14 protein-coding genes and 1 pseudogene are annotated in these 15,563 nt (G+C 71.9%); 10 read left to right on the forward strand and 5 right to left on the reverse strand.

Annotation, left to right across the window (positions count from 1 at the left end; translation table 11 throughout):
- From VFV89_RS02120 to VFV89_RS02140, 5 genes and pseudogenes are all read left to right on the forward strand, one after another.
- Positions 1–311: pseudogene (locus tag VFV89_RS02120) on the forward strand (glutamine amidotransferase); the annotation flags it as partial.
- Positions 312–399: 88 nt separating this feature from the next.
- Positions 400–1,878, forward strand: a complete 1,479-nt coding sequence (locus VFV89_RS02125) for an NAD(P)/FAD-dependent oxidoreductase (protein ID WP_329704242.1) — start codon at positions 400–402, stop codon at positions 1,876–1,878.
- Between the two features lie 46 nt (positions 1,879–1,924).
- A complete protein-coding gene (locus VFV89_RS02130) occupies positions 1,925–2,122 on the forward strand; it encodes a CsbD family protein (RefSeq protein WP_329704243.1) in 198 nt (65 codons plus the stop codon).
- 175 nt (positions 2,123–2,297) lie between these two features.
- Positions 2,298–3,707, forward strand: coding sequence for a DEAD/DEAH box helicase (locus VFV89_RS02135; protein WP_329704244.1), 1,410 nt, complete (start codon positions 2,298–2,300; stop codon positions 3,705–3,707).
- A gap of 22 nt (positions 3,708–3,729) precedes the next feature.
- On the forward strand, positions 3,730–4,434 hold the full coding sequence (locus VFV89_RS02140; protein ID WP_329704245.1) for a type II CAAX endopeptidase family protein: 705 nt from the start codon (positions 3,730–3,732) through the stop codon (positions 4,432–4,434).
- A gap of 11 nt (positions 4,435–4,445) precedes the next feature.
- On the opposite strand, the gene VFV89_RS02145 is transcribed toward VFV89_RS02140, so the two are convergent.
- On the reverse strand, positions 4,446–5,360 hold the full coding sequence (locus VFV89_RS02145; RefSeq protein WP_329704246.1) for an NAD(P)H-binding protein: 915 nt from the start codon (positions 5,358–5,360) through the stop codon (positions 4,446–4,448).
- A 131-nt stretch (positions 5,361–5,491) separates the two neighbouring features.
- Positions 5,492–6,202, reverse strand: coding sequence for a MerR family transcriptional regulator (locus tag VFV89_RS02150; protein ID WP_329704247.1), 711 nt, complete (start codon positions 6,200–6,202; stop codon positions 5,492–5,494).
- 88 nt (positions 6,203–6,290) lie between these two features.
- On the opposite strand from VFV89_RS02150, the gene VFV89_RS02155 reads away from it, so the two are divergent.
- Together VFV89_RS02155 and VFV89_RS02160 are read left to right on the forward strand one after the other, a co-directional pair.
- Positions 6,291–7,502 (forward strand): acetyl-CoA C-acetyltransferase, encoded by a 1,212-nt coding sequence (locus tag VFV89_RS02155; protein WP_329704248.1) that lies wholly within the window; start codon positions 6,291–6,293, stop codon positions 7,500–7,502.
- An 88-nt stretch (positions 7,503–7,590) separates the two neighbouring features.
- On the forward strand, positions 7,591–9,810 hold the full coding sequence (locus VFV89_RS02160) for a 3-hydroxyacyl-CoA dehydrogenase NAD-binding domain-containing protein (RefSeq protein WP_329704249.1): 2,220 nt from the start codon (positions 7,591–7,593) through the stop codon (positions 9,808–9,810).
- Between the two features lie 103 nt (positions 9,811–9,913).
- On the opposite strand, the gene VFV89_RS02165 is transcribed toward VFV89_RS02160, so the two are convergent.
- Positions 9,914–10,504 (reverse strand): hypothetical protein, encoded by a 591-nt coding sequence (locus VFV89_RS02165; protein WP_329704250.1) that lies wholly within the window; start codon positions 10,502–10,504, stop codon positions 9,914–9,916.
- Between the two features lie 218 nt (positions 10,505–10,722).
- Between VFV89_RS02165 and VFV89_RS02170 the strand changes: the two genes are divergently transcribed.
- The 3 genes from VFV89_RS02170 to VFV89_RS02180 are packed head-to-tail and all read left to right on the forward strand — an operon-like array spanning position 10,723 to position 13,657.
- Positions 10,723–11,436, forward strand: a complete 714-nt coding sequence (locus VFV89_RS02170) for an ABC transporter ATP-binding protein (RefSeq protein WP_329704251.1) — start codon at positions 10,723–10,725, stop codon at positions 11,434–11,436.
- On the forward strand, positions 11,411–12,934 hold the full coding sequence (locus VFV89_RS02175) for a hypothetical protein (RefSeq protein WP_329704252.1): 1,524 nt from the start codon (positions 11,411–11,413) through the stop codon (positions 12,932–12,934). The genes VFV89_RS02170 and VFV89_RS02175 overlap by 26 nt, the downstream gene beginning before the upstream one ends.
- A gap of 27 nt (positions 12,935–12,961) precedes the next feature.
- Complete coding sequence (locus VFV89_RS02180; protein WP_329704253.1) at positions 12,962–13,657, forward strand: histidine phosphatase family protein; 696 nt, start codon at positions 12,962–12,964, stop codon at positions 13,655–13,657.
- Positions 13,658–13,728: 71 nt separating this feature from the next.
- Here VFV89_RS02180 and VFV89_RS02185 read toward each other — a convergent pair whose 3' ends face one another.
- Both VFV89_RS02185 and VFV89_RS02190 read right to left on the reverse strand, forming a co-directional pair.
- Positions 13,729–14,694, reverse strand: coding sequence for a quinone oxidoreductase family protein (locus VFV89_RS02185; protein WP_329704254.1), 966 nt, complete (start codon positions 14,692–14,694; stop codon positions 13,729–13,731).
- 7 nt (positions 14,695–14,701) lie between these two features.
- Positions 14,702–15,559, reverse strand: a complete 858-nt coding sequence (locus tag VFV89_RS02190; RefSeq protein ID WP_329704255.1) for a dioxygenase — start codon at positions 15,557–15,559, stop codon at positions 14,702–14,704.
- Positions 15,560–15,563: the final 4 nt, after the last annotated feature.

The following is a 15,563-nucleotide window of genomic DNA, read 5'->3' on the forward strand; positions in this document are numbered from 1 at the left end:
TGCCCCGTGAGTTCGACGCGTTCCTCGGCCACAAGGAGGCCGTCACCCGACTGCCCGAGGGCGCCGAGCGGCTGGCCGGCAGTGCCGCCTGTCCGGTCCAGGCGTTCCGGATGGGCAGCAACGTCTATGCCACGCAGTTCCACCCCGAGCTCGACCTGGCCGGGATCATCACCCGCACCGAGGCCTACCGGCACTTCGGCTACTTCGAGCCGCACCAGGTCGAGGAGGTCGTCGAGCGGTCCCGCGCCGCCCACATCAGCGAGCCGCCGAAGCTGCTGGCGCGGTTCGTGGAGCTGTTCGCGCGCCGTTGAGTCGGGACTTTCGCCGGTCGAGTCGGGTGTTTCGCCGGGGTGCGATGATCGGTTCTCCCGACTCAACCGGCGAAAGTCCCGACTCAACATGACCAGCCCCGAGCACGTCGACGTCCTGATCGTGGGAGCCGGGCTGTCCGGCATCGGCGCGGCCTGTCAGCTCCGCGAGCACGTGCCGACCAGGAGCGTGGCGATCCTGGAGGCCCGTGAGACCAGCGGCGGCACGTGGGACCTGTTCAGCTACCCCGGCATCCGGTCCGACTCCGACATGTTCACCTTCGGCTTCAGCTGGCGGCCGTGGCTCGGCGACCGGGCCCTGGCCGACGGGCCGTCGATCCTGGACTACCTGCGCACCGTGGCGCAGGAGTACGCCGTCGACGAGCTGATCCGCTACCGGCACCGGGTCAGGCGGGCGAGCTGGGACTCCGCGGCGGCGCGCTGGACCGTCGAGGTCGACCGTGACGGCGAGCCGGTGACGATGACTGCGAGCTTCCTCTGGTGCTGCTCGGGCTACTACGACTACGAGCACCCGTACGAGCCTGAGCTCCCCGGCGTCGAGGCGTTCGAGGGACGGCTGGTGCACCCGCAACACTGGCCGGAGGACCTCGACTACGCCGGCAAGCGGGTCGTGGTGATCGGCAGCGGCGCCACCGCGGTGACGCTGGTGCCGGCGCTGGCCGGCACCGCGGGCCAGGTGACGATGCTGCAGCGCTCGCCGTCGTACATCCTCAGCCGCCCGGGCCGCGACCGGCTGGCCACCCTGCTCGAGCGGCTGCCGACCAGGGTGTCCTACCCCGTGGTCCGCTGGGCCAACATCCTGATGACGGTCGGCACCTACCAGGCGGCTCGGCGCTGGCCGGAGAAGGTCAAGGACGTGATCCGCAAGGGCGTCCGGTCGCAGGTCCCGGAGGACGTCGACGTCGACGTGCACTTCAACCCGCGCTACGACCCGTGGGACCAGCGGCTGTGCTTCGTGCCGGACGGCGACCTGTTCCGGGCACTCCGCGCGGGGCAGGCCTCGATCGTCACCGACACCATCGAGACCTTCACGCCCACCGGGATCCGGCTGACCTCGGGCCGCGAGCTGGAGGCCGACGTGGTCGTGACCGCGACGGGGCTGCAGTTGCTGCCGTTCGGCGGGATGGAGCTCGTCGTCGACGGCGAGCCCGTCGACTACTCGAAGACCATGGCCTACAAGGCGCTGATGCTCAGCGGCGTGCCGAACTTCGTCTACACCGTCGGCTACACCAACGCCTCGTGGACGCTCAAGGCCGACCTCGTGTCGGCGTACGTCGTCCGGCTGCTGCGTCACCTCGACCGGGTCGGGGCGCGGTCGGTGGTGCCGGTCCGGCAGCCCGAGGTCGGGGAGGTGCCGTTCATGGACTTCCAGTCCGGCTACGTCCTGCGGTCGCTGGACCGGCTGCCCAAGCAGGGGGACCGGCCGCCGTGGCGGCTGAAGCAGAACTACCTGACCGACCTGCGCACCATCAGGCGCGGGGCGATCGACGACGGCGTGCTGGCCTTCGACCGGGTGCCCGCGCGCGAGGCCGCACTCACCGACGCCTGATCCAGGCTGAGGTTTGCCGCGGCGGCGGCTTGGCAACCGCATGGGCATGGGTATCGGAGACAAGGCCAAGAACAAGGGCGAGCAGGTCAAGGGTCGCGCGAAGGAGGCGGCCGGTGCGGCCACGGACGACGAGTCGCTGCGCCGCGAGGGGCGGTCCGACCAGACCGAGGGCTCGGTGAAGCAGGCGGGCGAGAAGGTGAAGGACGCCGCCGGGGACGTCAAGGACGCGGTCAAGAAGAAGTAACCCGAGAAGTAACCGACGTCACCGGCCCGCGATTGCGGGTCGTGCGGGCCGCTCTGCCACACTGGTGGGAGCGGCCCGTTCCTGTCTTGCCCCGGGCCGGCCCCCGCTGATCAAGAGCGGCCGGGCCACCGCAGAATCAGTCCTCTGGTGAGACACCACCATCGAGAGTGTTCCCTTGTCTTCGTCCTTCGCCGACCTCGGCGTGCCCACCTCCCTCGCCGCTGCCCTCGAGGCGCGCGGCATCACCGTCCCCACCCCGATCCAGGCCGCCACGCTGCCCGACTCGCTGGCCGGCCGTGACGTGCTCGGCCGTGGCCGCACCGGCTCCGGCAAGACCTACGCGTTCCTGTTGCCGCTCGTGGCCCGGCTCGCCGAGTCCGGCCGTCCGCGCCGCCCCGGACGTCCTCGCGCCCTGATCCTTGCTCCGACCCGTGAGCTGGTCGGCCAGATCGACCAGGCCCTCGCGCCCCTCGCCGCCACGGCGGGGCTGACCACGCGCACCGTGTTCGGCGGCGTCGGCCAGCACCCGCAGGTCCAGGGGCTGCGCCGCGGCGTCGACATCGTGCTCGCCTGCCCGGGCCGGCTCGAGGACCTGATCGGCCAGGGTCACTGCGACCTCGGCGCCGTCGAGGTCACCGTGCTCGACGAGGCCGACCACATGGCCGACCTCGGCTTCCTCCCCGCCGTACGCCGGCTCCTCGCCGCCACCCCGACGCAGGGCCAGCGGCTTCTCTTCTCGGCCACCCTCGACAAGGGCGTCAACGTCCTGGTCAAGCAGTTCCTGCACCAGCCCGTCACCCACGAGGCGGACTCGGTGCAGTCGCCGGTCGCCGCGATGGACCACCACGTGCTGCACGTCGCGCGCGAGCACCGGGTGCCCGTGCTCGTCGACCTGGCCAGCGCACCCGGACGCACCGTGGTCTTCACCCGGACCAAGCACGGCGCGAAGGCGCTGGCGCGCCAGCTCAACCGCAGCGGCGTACCGGCCGTCGAGCTGCACGGCAACCTCAGCCAGGGCGCTCGCACCCGCAACATGGACGCCTTCCACACGGGCCGGGCGACAACTCTGGTCGCCACCGACATCGCCGCGCGAGGCATCCACGTCGACGACGTGGCCCTCGTCGTGCACGCCGACCCGCCCGCCGAGCACAAGGCCTACCTGCACCGGTCAGGACGCACGGCGCGGGCCGGCGCGGCCGGCACCGTCGTCACCCTGATGACCGAGGACCAGGTGCGCGACGTGCGCGACCTGACCCGGGCGGCCGGCATCGAGCCGACCATCACCCGGGTCGACGGCCCGCGGCACCCGGTGCTCGCCACGCTCGCGCCGGGCGAGCGGGTCCTGGTCGCCGGTGGCCTGGGGGTCTCGGGGGACGAGCCCGGGCCACGGTCCGGCGGTGGCTCCGGCGGTGGCCGTGGCGGCTCGCGGTCCAACCGCTCCGGTCGCTCCGGTCGCTCCGGTCGCGACGGTGGCAAGCCGCAGCGCTCCGGCACCGGCCGGCCGCGCCGGCGTCGCGGCGGCCCTGCTGCCACGGGGTCGCCGGGCGGGCACAGCGCCGCATCGTTCAGCCGCGGTCGCCGCTGAGGCGCTTCGTAGGATCGCCTCGATGAGCCAGCTCCAGGCGTGGGTCCGCCGGGCGCTCTGGGACGTCGTACCCCGCGACCATCGGGAGGACCCGCGCGACCTGCGCCGCCGGCAGCTGGTGACCCTCGGCTTCGTCGTCCTCGGCGGGGTCGTGCTCGGCTTCTCGCTACGGCTGGAGGCGGGCAGCGACTGGTTCTATCCCGCGACCCTCGCGCTGGCCGCCGTCTGGACGATCGGGGCCTTCGCCTCCGGTCCGCTCCACCTCGGCCGGATCGCCCGACAGTCCGAGCTGGTCCGCCCGGTCGTGACGCCGGTCGCGGTGGGGCTGGCGCTCGCCGCCCTCTTCGTGGCCGGGGCGCTGCTGGTGCGCTCGATCTCGTGGCTCTCCGGCCTGGAGGACCAGGTCGTCGCGGTGACCGCCTACGCCGACCAGGGCTCGCTGGCGCTGCTGGTCGTGGTGACCGCGGTCAACGGCGTGGCCGAGGAGCTGTTCTTCCGCGGCGCGGCGTACGCCGCCATCCCGCGCCACCCGGTGCTCTGGACGACCGTCGCCTACGCGATCGCCACCGCCGCGACCGGCAACGTGATGCTGGCCTTCGCCGCCGTGCTCCTCGGCGTGGTCGTCGGCCTCGAACGCCGGGCCAGCGGCGGCATCCTCGCGCCGGTCCTCACCCACTGCACCTGGTCGCTGGCGATGCTGTTCGCGCTGCCTTGGGTGTTCTCCTAGCCCGACCTTGGCTACCGCGACGTGTCCTCGGCGACCGCTCGCTCCACAGCCTCGCGGTAGGTGAGCGGTTCCCCGGGCACGACGTCCTGGATGGCGTAGTCGGTCTGCAGCACCTCGGTGCTCATCGAGTCGATGAGGTTGCCGGCGGTGGTGACGTCGACGTTGGTGACCAGGCCGATCCAGTACGACGACAGCCGCGGCGTGAGCACCGGCACCGTCACGATCGGCACCCGCCGTCCCGCGATGACGTCGGCGGCCTGCTGGAGCATCTCGACGTAGGTGAGCCGGTCGGCGCCGCCGATCTCGTAGACCTGTCCGTAGGTCTTCTCCACCCCGATCACCCCGGCGAGGTAGCGGATCACGTCGTCGACGGCGATCGGCTGGGTGCGGGTGTCCGCCCAGCGCGGGACGACCATGGCGGGCAGGTTCTTCACCAGCTGCCGGGTCATCTCCCACGAGATGCCACCGGCGCCGACCACGATCGCGGCCCGGAGCACGGTGACCGGCACGCCGGAGCTGCCGAGCAGCCGCTCGACCTCGCGGCGCGACCGCAGGTGTGGCGACAGGTCGTCGTCGTCCTTCCCGAGACCGCCCAGGTAGACGATCTGGCGGACGCCGCTGGCCGCCGCGGCCAGGCCGAAACCCTTCGCGGCCTCGGCGTCCTTGCGCTCGAAGTCGTTGTCGTCGAGCGAGTGCACGAGGTAGACCGCCGCGTCGGCGCCCTCCATCGGCTCGGCCAGGGTGCCGGCGTCGAAGACGTCCCCGAAGACCGGGTCGCCCGGCCCGTCGTAGTCGTCGGGGTGGCGGGTCATCGCCCGGACCCGGTGTCCCTGCTCGACGAGCGCGCGCACGAGGCGGCTGCCGATGAAACCGGTTGCTCCGGTCACCAGCACGGTCAGGCGCTCGCCTGCTTCCGACTCGCTCATCGCGCCGATCCTAGGGACATGGGTGCGCGGTACCCGAGCCGGCCGCCCGCCACGTTGAGTCGGGACTTCCGCCGGTCGAGTCGGCCGGATGAACCGGCAGAACTCCCGATTCGACCGGCGGATGTCCCGACTCAACGGGAGCGGCGGGCGATCCCCTCACGCTTGGTCTCGTCCATCCCGGCTTCGTACGCCGAGACGAGCGCCGCGATCGAGAGCGGCTTGATCTTCTCCACGACCTGGCGCACGGTCTCCGGCGAGGCGCCCTGGTCGCGGTAGACCGGCCAGACCAGTGTGCGGAACACGTCGTAGAGCTCCTTGGCGATGTCGCGCCCGTGCCGGGCGTAGAGGTCGGCCGCCGCCAGCGCCGCCTCGACCGGGAAGCCGAGGTCGAGCAGCCCGAGGCCGACCGAGAGCTGCGAGACGGCCACCTGGTACTGGCCACGCTTGAGCGGGAACACCACGCCCAGCGCGGCGAGCGTCCGCAGGTCGTCGTCGGAGAGCTCGCGGCCGGCGCGGGCCGACAGCTCGCCGCGGGACATCTCGATGGGGCGCTCCACGTCCCACGGCGCCAGCATGGTCCGGGCCAGCGCGAGGTCCTCGGGGGTGGCGTCGGCCGGGATGCCTGCGACGTACTTCTCGATAGCGGAGAGCGTGAAGCCGTGGCTCTGCAGCTCCTGCACCAGCTCGAGCCGGGCGACGTGGTCGCGGGTGTAGTAGCCGGAGCGACCCTTGCGCAGCGGAGGCGGCACCAGCCCGCGCGAGGTGTAGAAGCGCACGTTGCGCACGCTCATGCCGACGCGCTCACAGAGCTCGTCGAGGCTGAGGAGCTGCTCGTCGTCCACGAGATCCCTTCGTCCTAGGTCGCGGTGAGAGTCAGACCACACGATCGGTCCCTGTTGATCGTGACACTAATGGTGTCACAATCGCAGCATGGCTGAAGCTTTCGTCTACGACCACCTGCGCACTCCACGGGGCAAGGGCAAGGCCGCCGGGTCGTTGCACGAGGTGAAGCCGGTCGACCTCGTCGTCGGCCTGATCGACGAGCTGCGCGAGCGCAACCCCGGGCTCGACACCACCCGCATCGACGACGTCGTCCTCGGCGTGGTCTCGCCGCTCGGCGACCAGGGTGGTGACATCGCCAAGACCGCGGCGCTGGCCGCGGGGCTGCCGGAGACGACGGCCGGCGTCCAGCTCAACCGGTTCTGCGCCTCGGGGCTCGAGGCCGTCAACCAGGCCGCGTCGCGGGTCCGCGGCGGCTTCGAGCAGCTGATCCTGGCCGGTGGGGTCGAGTCGATGAGCCGGGTCCCGATGGGCTCCGACGGAGGTGCCTGGGCGTCCGACCCGGCCACCGCGCTCAAGACCGGCTTCGTGCCGCAGGGCATCGGGGCGGACCTGATCGCCACCATCGAGGGCTGGAGCCGGGAGGACGTCGACGCCTTCGCCGCCGAGTCCCACCACCGCGCGGCCAAGGCGTGGGCCAACGGCTACTTCGAGAAGTCGGTGATCCCGGTCCGGGACCTGAACGGCGTCGTCGTCCTCGACCACGACGAGCTGATCCGGCCGGACACCACGGTCGAGGGGCTGGCCGGCCTCAAGCCGAGCTTCGCCCAGATCGGCCAGGACGCCGGCTTCGACGACGTGGCGCTGGAGAAGTACCACTGGGTCGAGAAGATCGACCACGTCCACCACGCCGGCAACTCCTCGGGCATCGTCGACGGCTCGGCGCTGGTGCTGGTCGGCAGCGAGCAGGTCGGCTCCGACCTCGGGCTCACGCCGCGCGCGCGGATCATCTCCGCGGCGGTCTCCGGCGCCGACCCGACGATCATGCTCACCGGACCCGCGCCGGCCGCCCGCAAGGCGCTGGCGCTCGCCGGTCTCGAGACCAAGGACATCGACCTCTTCGAGATCAACGAGGCGTTCGCCGCGGTCGCGATGCGGTTCATGCGCGACATGGACATCACCCCGGAGATCACCAACGTCAACGGCGGCGCCATCGCCATGGGTCACCCGCTGGGAGCCACCGGCGCGATGATCCTCGGCACCCTCGTCGACGAGCTCAAGCGGCGCGACCTGCGCCGCGGCCTCGCCACGCTCTGCGTGGGCGGTGGCATGGGCATCGCGACGATCGTCGAGCTGTTCTGACCCAGCTCCCAACCCGTGCTTGCGAGGCTTCGAGGCTCGTCGCTGGCGCTCCTCACACCTCAGCCACCGAGAACGAAGGACTTCACCGATGACCAGCAGCACCACTGAGCGGCAGAGCGCCGTTCGCTACGACAAGGACGCCGACGGCATCGTCACGCTGACCCTCGACGACCCGACGGCCGGGGCCAACACCATGAACGACCTCTACGTCGAGTCGATGGCGACCGCCGTCGACCGGTTGTACGACGAGGTGGACGCTCAGGACAACCCCGTCACCGGGGTCGTGGTCACGAGCGCGAAGAAGACCTTCTTCGCCGGTGCCAACCTCAACGAGATGATGAAGGCGACCCCGGCCGACGCTCCGGCGGTCTTCGAGCTGGCCGAGCGGGTCAAGGCCGCGCTACGCCGGCTGGAGACCTTCCCGAAGCCGGTCGTGGCCGCGATCAACGGCGCCGCGCTCGGCGGTGGCCTCGAGATCGCGCTGGCGTGCAACCACCGGATCGCGGTCGACGGCGGCTACGAGATCGGCCTGCCCGAGGCCAGCCTCGGCCTGCTCCCCGGCGGCGGCGGGGTCACCCGCGTCGTGCGGATGCTCGGGCTGCAGAGCGGGCTGATGGACGTGCTGCTCCAGGGGAGCCGCTTCAAGCCGGCCCAGGCGATGGAGAAGGGGCTCGTCGACGAGGTCGTCGCCACCCAGGACGAGCTGGTCCCGGCCGCCAAGGCCTGGGTCAAGGCCAACCCCGACGCCGTGCAGAACCCCTGGGACGCGCCCGGCTACAAGATGCCCGGCGGCTCGCCGACCTCGCCGGCCCTCGCGGCGTTCCTGCCGGCGTTCCCGGCGCTGCTGCGCAAGCAGCTGAAGGGAGCCGACTACCCGGCGCAGAAGGCGATCCTGTCGGCGGCCGTCGAGGGCGCGCAGGTCGACTTCGACACCGCGTCGCGGATCGAGTCCCGCTACCTGACCAACCTGGTCGTCCATCAGGGCTCGAAGAACATGATCCAGGCGTTCTTCTTCGACCTGCAGGCGATCAACGCGGGCAAGCTCCGCCCGCAGGGCATCGAGCCGTGGCGAGCCACCAAGGTCGGCGTCCTCGGCGCCGGGATGATGGGCGCGGGCATCGCCTACGTGTGCGCCCGGGCCGGCATGGAGGTGGTGCTCAAGGACGTCGCGGTCGAGAACGCCGACAAGGGCAAGGCCTACTCCGAGAAGCTGCTCGACAAGGCGATCTCCCGCGGCCGCTCGACGGAGGAGAAGAAGGCCGAGCTGCTGGCGCGCATCACCCCGACCGCGGACCCGGCCGACCTCGCCGGCTGCGACCTGGTGATCGAGGCGGTCTTCGAGGACCCGTCGCTCAAGCACCAGGTGTTCGCCGAGATCGCGTCGTACGTCAACCCTGACGCGCTCCTCTGCTCCAACACCTCCACGCTGCCGATCACCGAGCTCGCGGCGGGCGTGGACCGGCCGAAGGACTTCATCGGCCTGCACTTCTTCTCACCGGTCGACAAGATGCCGCTGGTCGAGATCATCAAGGGCGCCGAGTCGTCCGACGTGGCGCTGGCCAAGGCCTACGACGTCGTGCAGCAGATCAAGAAGACGCCCATCGTCGTCAACGACAGCCGCGGCTTCTACACCTCACGGGTCATCGGCTTCATGGTCAACGAGGGCATGGCGATGCTCGCCGAGGGCGTGCACCCCTGGTCGATCGAGAGGGCCACGACCCAGGCCGGCTACCCGGCGCCGGTGCTGCAGCTCTCCGACGAGCTGAACCTCGAGCTGATGGCCAAGATCGCCAAGGCCACCCGCGAGGCCGCCGAGCGCGACGGGACGCCGTACGCCGAGCACCCGGGCGCCGCGGTGGTCGAGAAGATGCTCGAGGCCGGCCGACCCGGGCGGCTCCGTGGCGCGGGCTTCTACGACTACGACGAGAACGGCAACCGCGGCTCGATCTGGGCCGGGCTCGCCGAGCTGTTCCCTCCTCACCAGGAGCAGCCGCCGCTGCGCGACATCAAGGACCGGATGCTCTTCGCCGAGGCGCTCGAGACCGCGAAGTGCTTCGAGGAGGGCGTCATCGAGTCCTCCGCGGCCGCGAACATCGGCTCGATCATGGGCATCGGCTTCCCGCCCATGACCGGTGGTGCGGCCCAGTTCATGGCCGGCTACCAGGACCCCGAGAACCCCGAGGGCCCGGTCGGGCTGGCGGTGTTCCTGGAGCGGGCCGACGAGCTCGCGGCGGCGTACGGCGACCGGTTCCGGGCCACCCAGTGGCTGCGCGACCTGGCCGCCCGTGGCGGTTCGTTCCCGGCCTGACCGGAACTCACCACGTGATGTAACTCTGTGTTACGTCCACCAGGTCCGTGTCAGAACACGGTGGTAGCTGACGTAACACGGAGTTACATGCGGCGGGAGACGCTCAGGCGGTCTCGAACCAGGGGTGCCGCAGGTCGTAGAAGGTGGCGCCCTGCATGGCGTACTCCAGGTCGGCCCGCACGTCGTCGGGAGGCATCACGGCCTCGCCCTTGCGGGCACTCTCCTCGTCGGCGAACGCGACCGTCTCGGTGTAGGTGCCGTCCGGCTCGACGGCCAGGGTCGCGCCGAGGATGTCGGGCCGCATCTCGTGCAGCATCTGCCCGTGCGCCATCATCGCCTTCAGCCGGCCGGGGTCGTCGACCTTGCCGCGGATGATCTGGACGAACTTCGCCTGGTCCGAGCCGCCGTCGAGCAGCAGCGTCACGTCGTCGCTGTCGTGGAACTCGACGGGGCCGTCGAACAGCGCAGCCATCCGCCTGGACCACTCGTCCTGCTCGGGACGCCGTGAGTTGGCCATCGCCTTCTCCCGGTCCTCGAAGCGGACGACGCCCAGGAACATGCCGTCGTCGGTGAACCCGTAGGTGCCGCCGAGCCAGCCGTCGGCCGTGGGACCGAGCTGCTCGCGCCATTCGTCGGCGAGCGCATGCATCTCGTCCTGGCGCGAGCACCTGCCCTGGATGATCTGGATGAACACAGTGGGGCCTCCTCTGGGGAACAGGGCGGCCGCCTCCCGAGGGGTGGTCGTCGAAAGTTGGCTTCCGACGCTACGACCGCGGCACCGGCCGGTCCAGAGCCGATGGCACATTCCTTCGTGCTTTCTCGGGTGGTCCTTTCGGTCAGACTTCCCTGACGGCGCCGGCCCAATGTCGCCATTCCTCCGCGCGCGAGCGCGCACGCGGGGAGGATTCAGGAGTGACCACCCGCACCCCCGTCGTCGACGTCCGGAGCCTGCACGTGCGCTTCGGCGAGGTCGAGGCGGTGGCGGGCGTCCACCTCGAGGCCTACGCCGGCCACGCGACGGCGCTCCTGGGCCGCAACGGGGCCGGCAAGTCGACCACGATGCGGGTCCTGGCCGGCGTCGTACCCCCCACCGCGGGCAGCGCGACCGTGGCCGGGTACGACGTGCGCACGCACCCGCTCGAGGTCAAGCGCGCGGTCGGCTACTGCCCCGACGTCGGCGGGCTGGTGCCCCGCGCCACGCCGTGGGAGCACCTGCAGCTGTCCGCCCGGCTGCGCCGGCTGGACAACTGGGAGGACCGCGCCCGCGACCTGCTCGAGCGGTTCGAGCTCGGCGACGTCGCGCACCGGGTGACCACCGGTTTCTCGCACGGCATGGGCCGCCGACTGTCGGTGTGCCTGGCCGCCCTGCACGAGCCGCAGGTGCTGCTGCTCGACGAGCCCTTCGACGGCGTCGACCCGATCGGCGTCGAGGCGACCTTCGACGTGATCAGCGACGCGCGCTCGAGGGGTGCGTGCGTGCTGGTCTCCACCCATCTCCGGGAGCTGGCCGTGCAGGCCTGCACCTCGGTCCTGGTCCTGCGCGGCGGGGCCCAGGTGGCGACTGCGACCGCGGGGGAGATGGCCGGCGAGGAGGGGGCGCGTGCCTACCGCAGCCTCCTCGACTGAGGTACGCCGTGCGGTCCGCGACGTCGCGTACCTGGTCGCCTTCCGCGCCGGGACGGTGCGCCGGCCGCGCGCCTTCGCCGTCACCGCCGCGATCTTCGTCGGGCTGACGGCCGCGGCGACAGGGGGGCCGCCGTTCGTGGAGGGCGCCGGCAGCTACCGCGGCTACGCCCTGGACACGATCTCGGTGCTGCCCTCGGCGATGGCCGGGTTCCTTCTGATCGCGATCGCCTCGGCCGTCGCGTCCGGCGGTGGCCGGGAGCTGCTCGACCGCGAGCACGCCGTCGTCCACCCGGTCAGCCCGACCACCGACCACCTCGGCGCGCTGCTGCTCGCGCCGCTCAACATCGCCTGGCTGGTGCAGGCCTGGCTGCTGCTCGGCGCCACGTCCTACGGCGTCCAGCGGGCCTTCCTGCCCTTCGCCCTGGTGGGCATCTTCCTCTGGATCGTGCTGGCCACCGCCACCGGCCAGGTCGTCGCCTGGACCGTCGAGGCGGTCCGCCGCCGCAACCACGGGATCGCGGCCGTGCGGGTCATGGCCGGCGTGCTGTTCGGCATCGCGGTCCTGCTCCAGCTCAGCGGCCGGCTCGGGACCCTGCTCGACTCGTTCCCGACCACCCGGCTCGCCGCCGGGCTGGTCAACGGGTTCGGCGGCCGGTGGGTGCTGTGTGTCTGCATCGAGGTCGGGCTCGTGGTCCTCGCCGTCGCCCTTGGTGCGGTGCCCGGCCACCTGGCCGCACGCCGGACACCGCGTGACGAGCTGCGCGTGGAGAGCGGGTCCTACCCGGCCCGCGGGCTGCCCCGCTCGCCGCTGGCCGCGCTCGTCCGCACCGATCGCGGCTCGGTCTGGCGCGCCGTCCCCATGCGCCGCGGCCTCGCCGTCCTGGCCGTCGGGCCCGGCATCGTCGCGCTGGCCGGCAACCTCGACTGGGCGCAGATGACGATCCTGCCGGGCCTGGTCGCCTCCGGTGGTGCGCTTCTCTTCGGCGTGAACGCCTGGTGCCTCGACGCACGCGGCGGACTGTGGCGCGAGAGCCTGCCGGTCGGTGCCGGGACCGTGTTCGCCGCCCGAACGTGGGTGCTCACCGAGTTCCTGCTCGTCGCGTCGTTCGCCACCATGGTGCTGGCCGGGCTGCGCGCGGGGCTGCCGGACGCGGCGGAGTTCACCGCGCTGCTGTGCACCTGGGTGGTCGTGGTGCTCCAGGTGGTGTCCTCGGCGATGCGCTGGTCGTCGCGGCGGCCGTTCGCGGTCGACCTGCGCTCCGCCCGCGCCACGCCGGCTCCGCCGCTGGTGATGGTGGGCTACTCGACCAAGCTCGCGGTCACCACGACCCTGACCAGCCTGGTCTTCTCCGGGCTGGCCAAGGTGCCGCATCCCGAGGTCTCACTGCTGGTCGCCTCGCCGTTCCTCGTCTGGTCGATGGTCCGCCTGCTGCACGCCCGGGACGCCTGGACCGATCCGGTCCGGCGCGCCACGGTCGTGACCACCGTCGCTGGATGATGGTCGAGGACGGGAGACGATGAGGCCATGGGCGTCCTGATGCTGGTCCGCCACGGACAGGCGTCGTTCGGCACCGTCGACTACGACGAGCTGTCCTCGCGGGGTGTTCGCCAGAGCCGCAAGGTGGCGGAGACGCTGGCCGGGTACGGCGTCTCGCCGACCTCGCTCATCCACGGCGGCATGCGGCGCCAGCAGGAGACCGCCGAGCAGATGCTGCTGGGTGCTCCGTCGTGGTCACTGGAGCCCGAGACCGACGTCCGCTGGCGCGAGCTCGACCACCTCGCGGTCATGAACGCCTACCCCACCACCACCGACCGGGACCGCGAGCTGATCGCCTCGGGCGGCATGGAGCTGCGGGCGTTCTACGAGCTGTACGCCAAGGCCACCGCCCGGTGGGCCTCCGGCGCCTACGACGCGGACTACCCCGAGTCGTTCGCCGACTTCATCGGCCGGATCCGCTCGGCCATCGGCCACGCGGCGCGGATGGCGGGCGAGCGGCGTACCGCCGTGGTCGTCACCTCCGGCGGCCCGATCGCCGCAGCCTGCGCGATGCTCACCGAGGTCGGCGAGGAGCCCCGCCGGCTCTCTGCCTCCTGGGCCCGCTTCAACGCGGTGATCGTCAACGCCTCGGTCACCCGCATCGTCGTCGGCTCCACCGGCGCCCGGCTGCTCACCTTCAACGAGCACTCCGCACTCGACCGGGAGCTCGTGACCTACAGGTGACCCGGCCGCCGGGATAGTCCCAGACCTCCCCAACATGGCCTGAGTGTCAGATCGGTTGGGAACGGCTGGGACTATCGCGCCGCGGGGACCAGCACCAGGCGCTTCCCGGTGGTACGTCCCGAGGCCTGGCGGGCCCAGGCGTCGACGGCATCCTCGAGGGGGACCACCTCGTGGGAGACCGTGAGCTCGCCGGCGGCGGCGTGGCGGGCGATGGCCGTCATCGCGGTCGCCTTCTGCTCACGGGTCAGCGCGTTGTTGGTGTAGCCGAGCACCTGGAGCGAGCGGCCGCGGATCGTCGAGGAGTCCAGCGGCGCATGCTCGGCCGCGGAGCCGCCGAGGTTGACCAGGCGACCGCCGGGCCGCAGGCAGCGCGCCGCGGCGGCGGCGGGTACGCCGTAGAGCGGGTCGAGCACCAGGTCGACCGGACCGTTCGCGCAGTCGGTCAGGCGCTCGGCGAGCTCGGCCACGTCGTCGGTGTCGAGCGCGACCACCTCGTCGGCGCCCGCGGCCAGCGCACGCTCCCGGCCCTCGGGTGAGCGGGCCGCGCCGACCACCCGGGCCGCGCCGTGCAGCCGCGCGAGCTGGAGCGCAGCCTGCCCGACCACGCCGCCGGCGCCGAGGACCAGCACGGTCTCGCCGGGGGCGAGCCCACCCCGCCAGGTCAGCGCCATGTAGGCGGCGATCGCCGACAGCCCCAACGCCGCCACCTCGGCCGGCGAGACCTCCGCCGGCAGGGGCACGAGGTCGGCCGACGGCACCGCGACCTGCTCGGCCATCGCGCCGTCGCCCGGCGCCATCCCGGCCGAGGTCGGGAACCACACGGCCTGCCCGTCGACGGTGCCGACGCCCTGCACGCCCGGGACGTACGGCGTCCGGGGCACCCCGAAGTAGGACGTGCCCGACGCGCAGAGCAGGTCGAGCGGCACGATCGGCGCGGCCGTCACCGCCACCACGACCGAGCCGTCCGAGGGTGCGGGCGGCTCCCGGTCCACCACCGCCGGGGGCTCGCCCGGCGTGTGCAGCTCGACGGCCCTCATCGGCGTCTCACTCGGGCTGCAGCACGAAGTCGTAGCTCGCCGACACCCACGGCACCTCGATGGTGCCGCCGTCCGGGGTCGGCCCGGGCTCGTGGTGCTGGTAGTCGACGACGAGCTCCTGCTTGGTGCCGAAGACGACGTCGCTGTCGAGGTACTTCCCGCCCGCCTCGAAGAGGTGGGTGATCAGCGGCTCGAAGCCGGGCACGTTGATGAGGAAGTGCACGTGCGCCGGCCGGAAGTAGCTGATGTCGGTCTGCCGGATCAGGTCGCCCACAGGGCCGTCCATCGGGATCGCGTAGCCCTTCGGGGCAATGGTGCGCAAGCAGTAGGACCCGTCTGTGCGGGTCGTGTACTTGGCCCGCAACCGGGCCTCCTCCACCTCGAGCTGCCCCTCGTAGGCGCCTTCCTCGTCGGCCTGCCAGACGTCGAGGACCGCGCCGCCGATCGGCGTACCGTCCAGGCTCCGCACGGTGCCGGTGATGTACATGGGAAGGCCGGGCAGTCCCTCCGACATGTCCGCGGCGTAGTCGAGCTCGGGCGAACCGTCGATGTGGAACGGCCCGAGCACGGTGGCCGGCGTCGCGCTGGGGTCGAAGCGGTGGTTCATCTGGACGACGAGCATCGAGAGACCGAGCACGTCGGAGGCGAGGATGAACTCCTCGCGCTTCTCGTCGCTGATCTGCCCGGTCCGCTTCAGCCACTGGATCGCGGCCATCCACTCGTCCTCGGTCAGCCGCACCTCGCGGGCGAAGTCGTGCAGGTGCCGAACCAGCGCGGTGAGGACCTCCCGGGTGCGCGCGTCGTGCGCGGTGCCCCATCGCTGCTCGGCGAGCTCGGTGATGTTGTCCTCGGTGACCAGCTGCATGGGT

This window comes from Nocardioides sp. (assembly GCF_036274455.1).
Taxonomy (GTDB): Bacteria; Actinomycetota; Actinomycetes; order Propionibacteriales; family Nocardioidaceae; genus Nocardioides.

Bases quoted from the DNA above. Each gene is read 5' to 3' on its own strand.
- VFV89_RS02190 (WP_329704255.1), bottom strand. From the start codon at position 15,559: ATGCAGCTGGTCACCGAGGACAACATCACCGAGCTCGCCGAGCAGCGA.
- VFV89_RS02155 (WP_329704248.1), top strand. From the start codon at position 6,291: ATGGCTGAAGCTTTCGTCTACGACCACCTGCGCACTCCACGGGGCAAG.
- VFV89_RS02160 (WP_329704249.1), top strand. From the start codon at position 7,591: ATGACCAGCAGCACCACTGAGCGGCAGAGCGCCGTTCGCTACGACAAG.
- VFV89_RS02140 (WP_329704245.1), top strand. From the start codon at position 3,730: ATGAGCCAGCTCCAGGCGTGGGTCCGCCGGGCGCTCTGGGACGTCGTA.
- VFV89_RS02145 (WP_329704246.1), bottom strand. From the start codon at position 5,360: ATGAGCGAGTCGGAAGCAGGCGAGCGCCTGACCGTGCTGGTGACCGGA.
- VFV89_RS02130 (WP_329704243.1), top strand. From the start codon at position 1,925: ATGGGTATCGGAGACAAGGCCAAGAACAAGGGCGAGCAGGTCAAGGGT.
- VFV89_RS02185 (WP_329704254.1), bottom strand. From the start codon at position 14,694: ATGAGGGCCGTCGAGCTGCACACGCCGGGCGAGCCCCCGGCGGTGGTG.
- VFV89_RS02125 (WP_329704242.1), top strand. From the start codon at position 400: ATGACCAGCCCCGAGCACGTCGACGTCCTGATCGTGGGAGCCGGGCTG.
- VFV89_RS02180 (WP_329704253.1), top strand. From the start codon at position 12,962: ATGGGCGTCCTGATGCTGGTCCGCCACGGACAGGCGTCGTTCGGCACC.